Annotated in this window: 14 protein-coding genes; 11 read left to right on the top strand and 3 right to left on the bottom strand. The window is 39.3% G+C overall.

Annotated features, from left to right (window positions below; all coding sequences use genetic code 11):
• Positions 1–64: 64 nt before the first annotated feature.
• From IPM47_14265 to IPM47_14255, 3 genes are read left to right on the top strand one after another with little or no spacing between them, the layout of a single operon-like run.
• A complete protein-coding gene (locus tag IPM47_14265) occupies positions 65–292 on the top strand; it encodes a hypothetical protein (protein QQS28028.1) in 228 nt (75 codons plus the stop codon).
• 46 nt (positions 293–338) lie between these two features.
• The gene (locus IPM47_14260; protein QQS28027.1) at positions 339–1,085 is read left to right on the top strand and encodes a hypothetical protein; all 747 of its coding nucleotides are present in this window, start codon (positions 339–341) and stop codon (positions 1,083–1,085) included.
• The gene (locus tag IPM47_14255; GenBank protein ID QQS28026.1) at positions 1,063–2,106 is read left to right on the top strand and encodes a hypothetical protein; all 1,044 of its coding nucleotides are present in this window, start codon (positions 1,063–1,065) and stop codon (positions 2,104–2,106) included. The genes IPM47_14260 and IPM47_14255 overlap by 23 nt, the downstream gene beginning before the upstream one ends.
• A gap of 111 nt (positions 2,107–2,217) precedes the next feature.
• Here IPM47_14255 and IPM47_14250 read toward each other — a convergent pair whose 3' ends face one another.
• Together IPM47_14250 and IPM47_14245 are read right to left on the bottom strand one after the other, a co-directional pair.
• Positions 2,218–2,769 carry a hypothetical protein gene (locus IPM47_14250; protein ID QQS28025.1) on the bottom strand — a complete coding sequence of 184 codons (552 nt, stop codon included), beginning with the start codon at positions 2,767–2,769 and terminating at the stop codon, positions 2,218–2,220.
• A gap of 62 nt (positions 2,770–2,831) precedes the next feature.
• Positions 2,832–4,262 (bottom strand): VWA domain-containing protein, encoded by a 1,431-nt coding sequence (locus IPM47_14245; protein QQS28024.1) that lies wholly within the window; start codon positions 4,260–4,262, stop codon positions 2,832–2,834.
• A 280-nt stretch (positions 4,263–4,542) separates the two neighbouring features.
• On the opposite strand from IPM47_14245, the gene IPM47_14240 reads away from it, so the two are divergent.
• From IPM47_14240 to IPM47_14220, 5 genes are all read left to right on the top strand, one after another.
• Complete coding sequence (locus IPM47_14240; protein QQS28023.1) at positions 4,543–5,112, top strand: hypothetical protein; 570 nt, start codon at positions 4,543–4,545, stop codon at positions 5,110–5,112.
• 247 nt (positions 5,113–5,359) lie between these two features.
• Entirely contained in the window at positions 5,360–7,084 is a 1,725-nt protein-coding gene (locus IPM47_14235; GenBank protein ID QQS28022.1) for a Na/Pi cotransporter family protein, read from the top strand.
• A gap of 68 nt (positions 7,085–7,152) precedes the next feature.
• Positions 7,153–9,090 carry an asparagine synthase (glutamine-hydrolyzing) gene (asnB, locus tag IPM47_14230; protein ID QQS28021.1) on the top strand — a complete coding sequence of 646 codons (1,938 nt, stop codon included), beginning with the start codon at positions 7,153–7,155 and terminating at the stop codon, positions 9,088–9,090.
• Positions 9,087–10,046, top strand: coding sequence for an NAD-dependent epimerase/dehydratase family protein (locus IPM47_14225; protein ID QQS31482.1), 960 nt, complete (start codon positions 9,087–9,089; stop codon positions 10,044–10,046). Before asnB ends, IPM47_14225 begins: the two co-directional genes overlap by 4 nt.
• 27 nt (positions 10,047–10,073) lie before the next feature.
• Complete coding sequence (locus IPM47_14220) at positions 10,074–11,102, top strand: hypothetical protein (protein QQS28020.1); 1,029 nt, start codon at positions 10,074–10,076, stop codon at positions 11,100–11,102.
• 245 nt (positions 11,103–11,347) lie between these two features.
• On the opposite strand, the gene IPM47_14215 is transcribed toward IPM47_14220, so the two are convergent.
• Positions 11,348–11,548: a hypothetical protein gene (locus IPM47_14215; protein ID QQS28019.1), complete on the bottom strand. Its 201-nt coding sequence runs from the start codon at positions 11,546–11,548 to the stop codon at positions 11,348–11,350.
• 626 nt (positions 11,549–12,174) lie between these two features.
• On the opposite strand from IPM47_14215, the gene IPM47_14210 reads away from it, so the two are divergent.
• From IPM47_14210 to IPM47_14200, 3 genes are all read left to right on the top strand, one after another.
• Positions 12,175–13,119, top strand: a complete 945-nt coding sequence (locus IPM47_14210) for a mechanosensitive ion channel family protein (GenBank protein QQS28018.1) — start codon at positions 12,175–12,177, stop codon at positions 13,117–13,119.
• Between the two features lie 113 nt (positions 13,120–13,232).
• On the top strand, positions 13,233–13,730 hold the full coding sequence (locus IPM47_14205) for an HAD hydrolase family protein (protein QQS28017.1): 498 nt from the start codon (positions 13,233–13,235) through the stop codon (positions 13,728–13,730).
• 44 nt (positions 13,731–13,774) lie between these two features.
• Entirely contained in the window at positions 13,775–14,974 is a 1,200-nt protein-coding gene (locus IPM47_14200; GenBank protein ID QQS28016.1) for an acyl-CoA dehydrogenase family protein, read from the top strand.
• Positions 14,975–15,030 lie beyond the last annotated feature (56 nt).

Here is a 15,030-nt window from a genome sequence, read left to right as displayed (position 1 = left end):
ACCATTTAAAATCTAAATAACCCTATCTTTACCCCATTAACAGAGCAATTTTCAAACTTTAAATATGAAAACAGCATACATCGTTCTCTTTCTTTTAATTCTTGGTGTACTGGGATCAATTTACGCATATCGTGTTTCCCAGACCTTAGACTATGTTCAGAACAAAGGCGCATTACCAACCGTAACCGAAGAATCTTATTCTCAACAAAAGTTATATCAAAACCGGACACCTCAATCCCTGCCAACTGATACAGTCAAATCTGATACCACCCAAATGAAATCCGGACAATAAAACCGTCTGAAAAAATTGTTGAGCCTGCTCAAAACAATGCTGTTTTATGGCAACAAATTCTCCAAACTCTTCTAATGCGTCTGAAAAACAAAACGCATCTCCGGAAGAAAAAATAGCCATACTTCAAAACAATATCAAATACGAATCCAAAGCAAAGGTAGTCGCTGCATTGATTTGTATTGTTTTTCCCGTTATGCTGTTGTCGCTCAATTACCTTGGGTTTGTTTATTTTAAGTTTTGGGTAAATATTCTGCTTTGGTCTTTGCTTATCCTTGGCGGGCTTTTAATGATTGGGGTAAATGTTACCCTGAACAAGTATCAGAATGAAATTATCAGTTTGGAGACCAAGCGATTGGCGATTCTTCAGGATAAATTTCAGGAGAAATCCAAAAGCGCTGAACTCAGCACCATAGTTGTCGAAAGCCTGCAAGCCTTTAAAAATCAGGAAAATATTGTTCAAAACCTGATTGCACAATCATCCGGTATCTATGTAATTACAGGAGGATTTATAGTGTTACCCTCCTTAGTTGCGGTTCTTTTAGCATATTCCGGTCCAACAAACTTGCTCTTATTTTCCATTTCCGGACTTTCTGTGCTGCTTGCCGTTCTTGCTTTGGTAAATTATTACTATCACCAAAAAAAACTACAGGCAGAATTGGCTTTGCTGAAAGAGAAATCACAAATACTCAATCGTCTTACTCATTTCTATTTACTTTATGAAATGAGTTCAGATGAAAAAGACAAAGAACTCATGATCCAAAAAATGGTCAATGATTTCCTTTACGATTTATAACATGAATAGCCAACCCATCACCCCATATTTATCTATCGTAGTTACTTCCCGAAACGATAATCACGGCAACAACTTCCTTCAACGCGCCTCCTTGTTTATTGATGGACTGATTGCACAAATCTCCACTTACCAAATCCAAACCGAACTCATCGTAGTTGAATGGAATCCTCCAGAAAACAAACCCCTGCTAAGTGAAGTATTGCCCATACCTCCAAAAACCTGTCCGCTTTCCATCAGATACCTGATGATACCCTCAGAAATTCACGAAAGATACGCCTACTCACAGCATATCCCACTTTATCAGATGATTGCCAAAAACACAGGCATCCGGCGTGCTAAAGGTGAATTTATTCTTTGTACAAATATGGATCTGTTGTTTTCAGACAAATTAATGGAGTTCATTGCGTTAAAAAAACTGCAAACCGGTTTTCTTTACCGTGCAGACCGTTGCGATGTTTCCTCAGACATTCTCCACCTCTACCTGTCATTTTCAGAACAGATAAGCTGGTGTGAAAACCATATCCTGAAACGCCATACGCGAAACCGTTTGCTGCTTGCGATACTTAAATGGATGATTAGTGCTGATAATTCGGTCTTGTCAAAGGGCTTTTTAAGAAAAAAAATTCCTTTGCTTTATTTTCTTCATTTGGCAACAGATGCCTGCGGCGATTTTACCTTGCTTCATCGCAATGCATGGAACAACATACAAGGCTATCCTGAGTTGGATTTATATTCCATTCATATTGATACACTTGGTATTGCAGCAGCTTATGCTTCCGGTTATCAGCAGGTGCTTCTGCCTTCTGAATCCTGTTGCTACCATATCCATCATGAAGACGGCTGGACATCCCTTGACCCCATTCAAAAACTGAAGTTTACGGCCAAAAAACCCGGATTAGGATTAGACGTTGTGATTCAAGCCTCTTGTAGCATGATTAAACATCAAACCGCCCATCATCTTAATCCTCCAAACTGGGGATTTTCTGATGAAACTTTCAATGAAATCACTATAAATGGGTAATTCCGAAACACAGTAACCGTGCGAAAGCTAAACTTTGTTCTAAAATATAGTTTTAGCACGGGGTTAAATGATTCGAAAAAAAACGGTTGATAAAAGAATCTAAAAAACCGGTTAATTGTAAAGCACATAAACGTCTTTAAAGCTCCCGCTGACGTTTACGGTTCTTGGAGGATCTTCGTCAGTTGTAAATACTCCTGAAAATGAACCTGTAACATAGCGATCGGTTGGTTTTCCAAGTGGGGTTGTTGACTCAGATTCGGTAATTGTCATACTTCCCGACACCGAATAAAATCCGCTCGGTGCTCCAGTTGCAGTATGATAATAAACAGACGAACCGGCAGGATCAGCCAAATCATAAGTTCCTGTAGCAATTCCTGTCGCATTAAACGAAGTTAAATTGATAAACCAGGTGGCTCCTTCGCTGAACTGAATGCCCAAGGTTCCGACAAGGCTGTTAAAAGCTCCGGCGGCTGAATGGGTTTGCGAACCGGGCGCAATTGTCTGGTTCACACTTTGACTATAATCTCCGGAAATATTGACTTGTAACTCAGCACTCCTCAACACATTGTCGTCGTCATCGTCGTCATCACCGTTGCACGAAGATAAAACCATCACATTCACCGAAAACAAAAAAATAAATAAAGCGAATAAGGACTTTTTCATAAAAAAATTTTTTGATTGTTAAAAAGAGGAATGAATTATTGAACTGATGGAGGGAAAGATATTTACCATTCCCCCCAAATTTCGGTAGTACCATTTTCTTTTATGGTAACCTGCATGTTTTTTGGAGGGAGACCTTTAGGTTTTACGGGACCAAGTTTTACTTCATAATTTCCGGGTTCCAAAATAAATGTTTTAGGATTTGAACTTGCCGAAACATAAGTTCTTCCTGCTGCAACTGAAGATTTACTGTCTTTGGTGGAATAAACAGTAATAGTGGCATCCACTAAGGCGCTTCCTTGTTTTGCGCCGACTTTTAAAGTTCCTGAAGTAAAATTATGACTAAAATTTAGAACGGTATCTCCCTTTAGAACAATATTGTCGAATTTCTTTACTGGAGAATCTTCAATTTCAACGGATTTGACAATAATATCGTAAGTGCCGGGCAGAACTTCAAAAACAACAGGATTTGAAGATTTGCTGTTATAGGTTCGTTTGTTGGCAACGGTCTCCTTTGAATTTGCCACCATAAGTTGAACCAAAGCATCTGAAATTTCGCCATTTCTGCTCGCTGCCACTTTTATAGTCCCTTTCGAAAAGCTGACAACTTCCTTCAAGGTATCGTTTGCCGCAATAACCAATCCTTTTAAAATCTGCTTTGGGCTACCTTCCAATCTGACAGATTTCACTTCAACATCGTACTCGCCGGCAGGTAATAACAACACTCTTGGATTGGTTTCTTTTCCGGTATAAGTACGTCCTGAAGCAATATCTTCGGTTTGTCCCTTCTTAAAAACGAGGACAAGTGCATCAATCAATTCTTCATTTAGCATCGCTTTTACCGATAAATACCCCCCACCCAAAACAGGCTCGACGGTAACCTGATTTAACACTTCATTTAACTCCTGAGCATTATTTGCCGGCAAGTACATTCCTCCGCCGGCTTGTGCCAAACATTCAAGTTCGGAAATATCGGATTCTGAAATTCCAAAACCTATGACATGTGTGGTAATGTTTACTCCTGCAGCCTTTGCATTTTTCATCGTTTCACAGGCATTTCCCTCACAAGTTTCCAAACCGTCGCTGATTAAAATGATCGTGGTATGTTTTAATGATTCTGTTCTAAGTATTGAAAGAACATGATTGACAGATAAAGCAATCGGAGTTTTTCCTTTGGGATTCAAGGCATCCACTTTTTTGTTAAATGCCGCTTTATCGGCAGGTCCTATCGGTACTAAAGTTTCAATATCGTTACAGTCGCCTTCGCGGTTATGACCATAAGCCACCAATCCCAAACGGGCATCGTCAGGTAGTTTTTGAACCAGTTCCTTTAACACACTTTTGGCAATGGTAATTTTAAACTCATTGTCTATTTTTTGCCACATTGAACCCGAAGCATCAAAAACAAAAAGATATTGAGTTCCGGACTGAGTTGCATTTAACATGAAGCTAAATAACAGCAGCCCTGTAAAAAAAGCAATCGTGGTTTTTTTCATAAGTCTGATTTTTTCAATTTTATACAAATTCATCCTGCGGGGAATCTTAACAATTACAGGTAAAAACAATGATCAAAAAGGCTGCAAAACAGTGGAATTCCAATTAATTTCTTTGTGTTTAAAATAGTTAAACAATGAAAAAAATGAGGAAATCCTGTAACCAAAATCCTATTATCTGTCTAAATGGCTGTAGTTCAAAAAATTGCAATCGCAGTTCTTGTTAACAAAAATAATTCACTAATTTAAATAAAACAATTTTAAACCTGTAAAATTTAAGATTATGAAAAAAGTAGCAGTTCTTATGTTTGTGTTGTTTTGTTTTCTGGCTTTTGAAAACACTTATGCCCAACAAAGACAAAGGGTTGAACCGATTAATAAAACTACCCAAAAAACGGTAAAATCTTCTTCCGGCGCTTTGGTCCCTCAAGGCTCTATGTTGATTGGCGGTACAGCAGGTTTTGTGATGATGGCAGAAGATGGCAACAATTCTTATATTTTGTCATTAGCACCACAATTTGGATATTTTATTCTTAACAATTTTGCTTTGGGCGCTTTAGTTTCAGTGAATAAAATGAAAGATATTGACCCAAGTTTCGGAATAGGCCCATTTGTAAGAGGTTACCTGAACAACGGCTTGTTTGGTCAGGCTAAATATGAATTTCAGTCAGTACCTGCAATTCTTGACAATGTAACCGGTTCGGCAGCAGGTGTTGGAGTTGGTTATGCAGCATTTCTGAATGATGCGGTTAGTATCGAACCCATTTTGTTCTATAACCGCCATTTCGGTGATTTGGGAGAATTTAATGAATTTGGGGTACAAATTGGCGTAAGTGCCTACCTTGGCAGATAAAAGAGAGGATTTATTCCTTGCTTGGAAATCCGAAAAGCAGTTTTCTGTTTTTCGGATTTCTTTTTTTCAGGGAGTTCGGTTATGAGTTCATGAAAAACTTTGTAAAAATAACTTCTTGTTGAAGCAATACAAATCATCCAACTTTTTGCGATTTAATCCCTGCCGATTTCTAAATGAAAAACAGAACACTTATTTTGCAGAAAAAAACAGACCTTTCGCTTTAGTCTGAATTTGGAATATATCTTTTATGAACGGTATTTTTATCTTTTTGCAAATATTGGGCGCACTCAGCATTTTCATCTACGGACTGAAAGTAATGAGCGAATCTTTACAAAAAGTTACCGGACGGACATTAAGAAGAGCATTAAAGGTAATGACCGCCAATCGGGCTGTCGGATTTTTTACTGGATTAGTTTTGACCTCCATCATTCAATCGTCTTCTGCTACAACTGTCATGCTCGTCAGTTTTGTAAATGCGGGATTGATTACCTTCACCCAATCTATGGCAGTAACCATTGGCGCAAACATTGGTACTACATTTACGGCCTGGTTAGTTTGGCTGTTTGGTTATGAAGTTGGGCTGAAATCTGCAGTTTTAGCGGTCATAGGATTGACTTTTCCGCTACTGTTTAAAAGAGGCAATACCCGGAACACTGCCGAATTTTTCATGGGTTTTGGCTTGCTCCTGATTGGGTTGGTTTTTCTACGTCAATCTGTTCCCGATTTGCAGCAAAACTCCACTTTGTTCAATCTGCTAAACTATTTCAACTCAAATACACTCGTTTCCTACCTCTTTTTTATAGTTGCCGGAACAATTATCAGTATAATTTTACAATCTTCCAGTGCTTCTGCAACGGTTACTATGGTGATGCTTTCTAACGGATGGATAGAGTTTCCTCAGGCTGCGGCAATGGTTTTAGGAGAAAATATCGGCACTACAACTACGGCAAATATCGCCGCTTTGCTTGGTAATATTCATGCAAAAAGAGCTGCTCGTTTTCACACATTCTTCAATATTTCGGGTGTTGTCTGGGCTTTGCTTTTTTTTCCGTTTTTACTGCAATTTGTTGACTGGGTGCAATCCATTTTTTTTACCAATCATTCGTCAATTTTAATCCCATATCAGGTTGCAAATGCAGATGCAGCCATGCATCAACAAAGGCAAAGCATAGAAACCAATGGGATTGCCATGTTTCATACCTTGTTTAATGTACTAAATGCCATTATACACCTCAGCATAGTTCCTTATTCCGCCCAACTAATCATCCGGTTGTTTCCAACCCAAAACAAAAAAGATGAAACCTTCAGGCTAAAACATTTGTCTTCGGGATTGGTCGAATTGTCAGAACTCAATATTTCTGAAGCACAGACCGAGATCAAAAAATTAGGAATATTGCTTGAAAAAATGAGTGGGAATGTGGCTTTGCTTTTGGTAGGCGAGGTTAAAAACCGAACCAATCTGATGGCGAAAATCCGTCAAAGAGAAGAATTAAGCGATGTGTTAGAACAAGAAGTCAGCAATTTTTTATCAATCATTATCAGCACTCAAATTACTGAAAAGGCTTCTAAACAAGTTCGTAACATGTTAAGTATTGTCAACGATATGGAAAGCATAGCCGACCACCTCCACAAAATTGCTCGCAGAATAGTAAAAATCTCTAACTTGCCCCATCCCGCTCCTCAGGAATTAATTACCGAATTGCATAAAATACTGAAGTTTTCTCACCAATCAATTGAAGTGATGAACAAAAATCTGGGCTTTGATCTAAATTCCATTGATAATTCTGAATCAAAAGCAATTGAAGCCGAAATCAGCAGATTATACAAGCAAATCACTACAAATATTTATGACCGGATAAATTCCCGTCAAAGCAATATAGAAGAGGGAATTTTATATTTAGACATCCTGAGAAGCATTAAAAAAACCGGTGACCATGCGGGCAGTATTATGAAACTGATCAGCAACTCATAATCCTGAACTGATCCAATTATCTTTACATCCTGAAAAATATTGGTGATTACCAAATCTTATCCCTGATTATGTGTGGAATTTTGGGTTGTATGCCGGCGGTTCATCCCGGTTCTTTTGCAGAAGCATTGAATCTCTTACAACACAGAGGCCCGGATGGGTTTCATATTTGGGCAGATATTTCTAATTCCATCATGCTCGGACATCGAAGGCTAGCTATTCAGGATTGCTCAGAAAATGGCATTCAACCCTTACACTATAAAAACAGATATACCATCACTTATAATGGTGAAATTTACAATTTTCCGGAACTGAGAAAAGAACTCAGTATTTTAGGACACCACTTTTTTACAAATACAGATACTGAAATTATTTTAGCAGCCTTTGACCAATGGGGAAATGCCTGCTGGGAAAAACTAAACGGCATGTGGGCTTTGGCAATCTGGGATCATCATCACCACAGATTAACATTATGTCGCGACAGATTTGGTAAAAAGCCGCTCTATTATGTTCAATTATCATCTGGCAGAATGGCGTTTGCTTCCGAAATGAAAGCACTCATTCCTTTTTTACCGGAAATCGCGTTATCCGAATATTTCGGGTGGATGTCTCAAAACTTGCTTGTTTATGAATCAACCAATCAATGTCTGATAAAAAACATATTCCGTTTCCCTGCCGGTCATTGGGGAGTTTTTAAAAACAATAGCCTGCAACTTACCCAATACTGGAATACTTTAGACCATATTCATGCGGTTCCGGCAAAGTTTGAAGCTCAGGCAGAAGAATTTAAATCCTTATTTTTAGATGCCTGCAAAATAAGAATGAGAGCAGATGCTGGAATAGGGACTGCATTAAGCGGCGGCATAGATTCAAGTGCAGTATTATGCAGTATTGCTTATAATGGCAGGAACCAACCCGATGAATATTATGCTGAAAACCGGGAAAATGCTTTTATAGCCACGATGCCGGGGACTCCTTTGGATGAAGTTGCCTATGCTGAAATGGTTACTGATTACTTGAATATAGCCGCAGTAAAAGTTCAGATAGACCCTGTTGCCGGGCTAAACCAATTGCCGGAATATCTGTATCTAACCGAAGATATTTATATTACCTCACCGGTTCCGATGATGCAAACCTATGCTGCTGCAAAAATGAATGGTGTATCTGTTTGTATTGATGGTCATGGGGCAGACGAATTATTTGCAGGGTACGATACTTTTATGTTTAACACTTTTTTGGATTGCGGTCTGAACCCTTTTCAAATCAAAAACCTTTTAGAAACTTATCGAAATTTAGCGGCATCTGACAACCTCCAATTTGCAAAACCTCCCGTCAATTACTTAGATTATATTCAATGGGTTTCTTCAAACCGCAACGTATTTAAATTTCTTAAGTTTTTGCCTGACGAAATAAAGAAACTGTTTCTCAAACCAAAACCCAATTTACCTGCAAATGAAAAAGGGGTAAAAAACATTCATCAACTTGGTAATCTCAACAGTGCCTTGTTCAGGTTGTTTCATTATGACAATTTACCCACCTTACTGAGAAACTATGACAGGTATTCAATGGCATCGGGAGTAGAAATCAGAATGCCTTTTTTAGATCATCGCATTGTTAGTTATTGTTTTTCAGTTCCCTACACCTCAAAATTCAGAAATGGTTACACCAAAGCACTTCTTCGATATGCTTTAGCTTCAATTATGCCGGAGAAAGTAGCTTTTCGTCGCTCAAAAATGGGATTTCAAACTCCAATCGCAAATTGGATGAAACATGAGTGGAAACCTTTTTTTTTAGACACCCTGCAAGAAAAAGAATTTCAACAAACCAACCTAATAAATACGTTGGAAGTTTCCGGAAAATTAGTGGAGGTTATTCAAAACCCTAATCCAACCTACCGGCAGGCTGAAATTGCATATTCCGGTTTAATCCCCTATCTTTGGCACAAGTATGTGTTTAAAAGGTTTCAAAAAATTCCAAAAGTAAATTGGCAACCCCAAATTCAGACATAAAAAAAGTATTGGTTTTAGGTGCCGGAGGTTTTATCGGATCGCATTTAGTCAGCAGGTTAAAGTCTGAGGGTTGTTTTGTCAGAGGAGTTGATCTAAAATTTCCGGAATTTGAAAAAACAGAAGCAGACGATTTTTTGATAGCAGACCTGCGAATCGCCAAAGAATGTGAAAACGCTTTTGACCTTGACTTTGACGAAGTTTATCAACTTGCGGCAGATATGGGAGGAGCCGGTTACTTGTTTACCGGAATCAATGATGCTTCGGTGATGCACAATTCAGCCCAAATCAATCTCAATATCGTTTCAATCTGTGCTGAAAAAAAAGTAAAACGGGTGTTTTACTCTTCTTCTGCCTGTATTTATCCTGCCTATAATCAGCAAGACCCCGATAATCCCCTTTGTTCAGAAAGTTCTGCTTATCCTGCCGATCCCGACAGCGAATATGGCTGGGAAAAACTTTTTAGCGAACGGCTTTATCTGGCTTATCACAGAAATCACGGGCTACCTGTCAGAATAGCGCGTTTCCATAACGTATATGGTCCTAAAGGAATTTTTAAAGGGGGTAAAGAAAAAGCCCCTTCGGCCTTATGCCGAAAAGTTGCAGAAGCACAAAACCCGGGAGAAATTGAAATTTGGGGAAACGGACTTCAAACCCGTTCTTTTTTATTCATTGATGATTGTATAGATGGCATCCTCCAATTGATGCGTTCTGAACATACCGGACCTTTCAATATCGGCTCTGAAGAAATGATTTCCCTGAATAATTTTGCTGAAATGATTATTCGTATTTCCGGAAAAAAATTATCCGTCAAACATATCGAAGGACCGATTGGAGTGAACGGACGCAATTCAGATAATACGCTCATCAGTTCTTCGATTGGATGGGAACCTAAAACAACCCTTTTTAACGGAATATCTCAAACCTACGATTGGATAAGAGAACAAATTTCTAAATAGTTTGCGAGCTGTTTTTTAAAATCTAATATGGAGCCTTATCTAAGCATCGTTGTTGCATCGAGAAATGACAATCATGGCGGTGATATGCTTAAAAGAATGCGTATTTTTTTGAACGGGTTAATTTATCAATCCAATAAGCATCAATTTCCGGTTGAATTGATTTTTGTAGAATGGAACCCTCCGCAAAATAATGCCTTATTAAAAGATGTTCTGCCAAAACTGCCCAATGGCCAAAACTATTTACAGCTTAAATACCTGATAGTTCCACCTGCCATTCACCAAAAATACCGGTTTTCGTCGGTTATTCCGCTCTATCAAATGATAGCCAAAAACGTAGGAATCAGACGCGCAAAGGCGGAATTTATACTCTGTACAAACGTAGATTTACTTTTTTCAGACGAACTGATGGCTTTTTTAGCGCAGCAAACTTTAAACCAACAAAGTTTTTACCGCGCAAACCGCTGCGATATTCCAAACTCTGTCAGCGAGGAATTAACCGTTCCGCAACAAGTCGAATTTGCAAGAAACAATATCCTCAGCAGGAACGGATTAAGTGCATATTACCCCTATCTAGCCAATGCACATCCTTTTTTTACTAAAAATCAGCAGATAGCCAGGTTTACGAATTATGCCGTTGGCTTAAAACGGAAATGGTTCAACAATCCGACAGAGGTAAATCTTTGGTCGCTTGACACGGATGCCTGCGGTGATTTTACTTTAATGGGCAAACAAGCGTGGTTCGATATTCAGGGGTATCCCGAATTAGATCTTTATTCAATTCATATTGATAGTATGGCCTTAATTGCTGCGGCTGCAAAAGGCTATCATCAGGTAGTTTTACCTCCCAACGCCTGTACGTATCATATTCATCATACAGACGGTTGGGCAAGTATGAATCCTTTAGAAAAACTACATTTTTGGCACAAACGACCCGGATTGGGCTGGGATATCGTTTCTCAATGTGGAGAATACCTGTTTAAAAACAAAACTTCCTATCAAATTAACGCTGAAAATTGGGGATTTTCTGACCTCGAATTGGAAACCTATACCTTTTAACTATTTGTAATCGCTTTGGTAACGGTAAAGTGAACAAAGCATTTGTTGTACGGCAAATGAATTTCATCAAAAACCAAATCCATTTGGTTTTAACCCTTACCATTCAAAACAAAACCAATTCAAGCAAGTAAATCATCTGTTTCCCATTCAGGGATTGCCAATTTTAAATCAATTTTATTCAAAAAGGAAACAAGAAATGCCCCGTTTCTTACTTCGTTTTTCTTTAAAATTATGATTTCCCTCTTTTAAATTGCAATTTCCCCGCCTGAAAAATAAATTCTTTTGCTTAAAAAGTCAATTAAAATCTTTCCAATTGACTTTTGAAGAGTTTTTGAAACAAGAAACGCCCCGTTTCTTACTTCGTTCTTCTTTAAAACTATGATTTTCCCCTTTAAAATTTCTTTTTTCTCTTTTGAAATTGTAATTTTTATTGGGAAAAAAGACATTTTTTTTTGCGTTAAACTCTGACTTACCAATGTTTGAAGCAAATTCGGTTTCGTGCGGAATACATGTATCAATGTGCATATTAAATTTACTAACGCAATTAGTAAGAAAATAGTCGTGCGAAAGAGATTTGCCGGTAAATTTTAATTGCACGAGGTCAAACCTGCTCAGTACGTTGGTAAATGCTTGCTGCACAATAGCAAATGTTAATTGCACAGGTTCAAATAAAGATGTTACGAGGTAAAATGCTACCTGCACAGGACTAAAAATGAATGATACAGCGGTAAATTCAATTCAAACCAATTCAACAGTAAGCAACTCAAATCTGTAAACAGGTTGCAATTCTTCAATAGTGAATTATACGGGCATAAAATCTTAAAATAGGGAGCTGCAAATCGCCCAAAATGGAGTTCAGCAACAAACAGAAACCCGCTTTACCCTTGTCGTAGCTACAATCTGAAGAAAATGGCAGGTTACAAAGCAGCAAAATGAATGAAATCCTGAACTCTCGAACCGGTTTTGGGGCATGAACTGGAGGATAATTTTCAGGGTTAACGGGTTTTGAGGAATCACCCCATCAACCCAAGCGGGAAATGCGTTGTTTTTTAATATAAAAGGAAATAAAGCAATGATGACAATCATTTATTTAGCCAATACCTGGCTGAACAACCCCGAAACAAGGCTATGGTGGAAACAGGCGAACCGGTTTTTTGCCAAAAAAGAGTATTTAGACATGCCCTGGCTGTTGTTTTATATTTTGGTGATTTTGATAGTTACCATTTTATTGGCCAAACTGTTTGAAACATTATTTGGTAAAATCATACAACGCTCGGCGAGAAAAATCAAGAACGACCCGACCAACTATGTATTTCTGAAACATTTCGGACAGGCATTGATTTACATATTCGGATTTTCCATAGCCGTATGGTCAATTCCGTCTTTGAGGGCTATTTCGAGTTCTTTGCTTGCAGGTGCCGGAATTTTAGCGGTCGTGGTCGGTTTTGCTTCTCAGGCGGCATTCGCCAATATCGTAAGTGGTGTTTTCATCGTCATCTTTCGTCCCTTTTCGGTCAAAGATCATTTGGTCATTGACGACACGGCATTTGGCGTGGTGGAAGATATTACCTTGCGGCATACCGTGTTGCGCAATCAGGAAAACCGGAGAATAGTAGTGCCCAATTCGATAATCAATTCAAAGGTCATTTTAAACTCGACTCTGAACGACCCTAAGATTTGCAAATTCATAGAAATCAATGTGGCTTACGACACCGATTTAGATAAGGCCATTGCAGTGATGCAGGAAGAAATTTTCAATCATCCCTTTTGTATAGACAATCGAAGTGAGGAAAATAAAGCAGCAGGCAAACATCCGGTATTGGTCAAGGTAGTCCGTTTAGAAGATTTTTCCGTAAAACTGAGGGCTTGGGCATGGGCTTACAACAATTCGCAGGCTTATGAACTGACAATGGATATGAATAAACAATTGGTGGAGCGATTCAGGACCGAAAATATACGAATTCCGTTTCCCATTCAAACTTTGTTTATTCAACGCCAAAATCCGTTTTCGGAATAGTGGGTCGTGCTGCTGTTTTTTAATGCGACCTGATTAGGTTTTCATGTCGGAGTTACATTCAGGTTTACCGCACCCAAAAAATAGTGTATTTTGCGCCCTTAAACAATTCACACATGAATATATTGGAAGCGTTAAAGGGCATCCGGACCATTATTCTGGACGTTGACGGCGTATTGACCAACAATCAGTTGCACATTACAGAACAGGGTCATTTGCTGAGGAGCATGTACGTAAAAGACGGCTATGCAATCCATCGTGCAGGGATTGCCGGCCTCAAAATTGCCGTCATTACGGGGGGTAAATCGGAAGGAGTGGTAAAGCGGTTAAAAGGATTGGATATTGTGGATATCTATACTAATTGCACCGACAAAATGGAGGCATTTGAAGAGTTGGTGATGATGTACGAACTCGATAAATCGCAGATTTTATACCTTGGCGACGATATTCCCGACTTGCCGGTCATGATACAGGTAGGTTTTGCGGCATGTCCTGCCGATGCCGCCCCCGAAATAAAAAGGATCTGCAAATACATTTCACCCTACAAGGGCGGGGAGGGGTGTGTGCGGGATCTGATTGAAAAAATTCTGAAATTGCAGGGGAAATGGCCATAAACCGGTAATTGCAGTATTCCTGACTTTTAATCCGCTAAATATCTATGTATATAAAAAACACCCCAGAGTTTGAGCAAACCCTGTCTGCGGTCCGAAAATTTATCAAACAGGAAGTTTACCCGTTTGAAGCGAAATTGCTCAAAGATTCTTTTTTCAAAATTGAACCATGGATAAAAGAAAAGCGCCGGCAAGTACAAGACATGGGGCTATTGGCACCGCATATTCCCCAAAAGCTTGGCGGAGGCGGATTGACCTTAACGGAGTTTGCGCAATTAGGTGAAATTCTCGGCACCACTCCTTACGGGCATTATATCTTCAATTGTCAGGCACCCGATGCCGGAAATATGGAGTTGCTGATCCATCATGGCACAGAAAGTCAGAAAGAACAGTATCTGAAACCCTTGATCGCGGGAAATATCCGCAGTTGTTTTTCGATGACAGAACCGGAATTTGCCGGGTCAAATCCGGTAAACCTGGGAACAACTGCGGTGAAGGACGGAGAAGATTATATCATATCGGGACATAAATGGTTTACCTCATCCGCCGAAGGTTCGGAGTTTGCAATAGTAATGGCAGTTACAAATCAGGCTGCACCGGCATATCAACGGGCTTCGATGTTTATCGTTCCGGTCAATACGCCCGGATTTGAGTTAGTACGAAATATATCTATCATGGGGGAAACAGGGGAGGGGTATCTGAGTCATGCCGAAATCAGATATAACGATTGCAGGGTATCCGCACGACAGCGGATTGGAGCAGAGGGAGCGGGTTTTTTATTGGCACAGGAGCGGTTAGGTCCGGGACGGATACATCATTGCATGAGGTGGATCGGGATTTGTGAAAGGGCGTTCCGGTTAATGTGTCAAAGAGCTTGCGACAGACAACTTTCGGAAGGGGTAATGCTGGGACATAAACAAACCGTTCAAAACTGGATTGCCGAAAGCTACGCACAAATACAGGCAGCACGGCTCATGGTCTTACATACTGCAAAAAACATGGAAAAAAACGGAGCAAAGGCAGTCAGGAATGAAATTTCTGCCATCAAGTTTCAGGTTGCCGGCGTTTTGCAGGATGTAATAGATAAAGCCATTCAAACGCATGGCGCTTCAGGCTTAACAGACGAAAATATTCTGTCTTTCTGGTACCGGCACGAAAGGGCTGCAAGAATTTATGACGGGCCGGACGAGGTGCATAAAGCCTCTTTGGCCAAAGGAATATTACAACAATATGGGCTAAAGATATAGAACATTAAAAGTTGAATTAGTAATAAAAATGTCATAATAACGGAACATAAAGCAGA

The organism is Sphingobacteriales bacterium (assembly GCA_016700115.1).
Taxonomy (GTDB): domain Bacteria; phylum Bacteroidota; class Bacteroidia; order Chitinophagales; family UBA2359; genus UBA2359.
This window is presented reverse-complemented; position numbering and strand designations above follow the sequence as displayed.